1 rRNA gene is annotated in these 213 nt (G+C 52.1%); it reads right to left on the bottom strand.

Annotation, left to right across the window (positions count from 1 at the left end):
• A 23S ribosomal RNA gene (locus AO388_RS08430) occupies positions 1-213 on the bottom strand; the annotation flags it as partial.

The raw sequence follows: 213 nt of genomic DNA, 5'->3' as shown, positions 1-213 counted from the left end.
ATACCCGTAGCTTCGGTGCATGGTTTGAGCCCCGTTACATCTTCCGCGCAGGCCGACTCGACTAGTGAGCTATTACGCTTTCTTTAAAGGGTGGCTGCTTCTAAGCCAACCTCCTAGCTGTCTAAGCCTTCCCACATCGTTTCCCACTTAACCATGACTTTGGGACCTTAGCTGACGGTCTGGGTTGTTTCCCTTTTCACGACGGACGTTAGC

The organism is Pseudomonas sp. ICMP 10191, assembly GCF_001467335.1.
GTDB classification, from domain to species: domain Bacteria; phylum Pseudomonadota; class Gammaproteobacteria; order Pseudomonadales; family Pseudomonadaceae; genus Aquipseudomonas; species Aquipseudomonas cerasi.
This window is presented reverse-complemented; position numbering and strand designations above follow the sequence as displayed.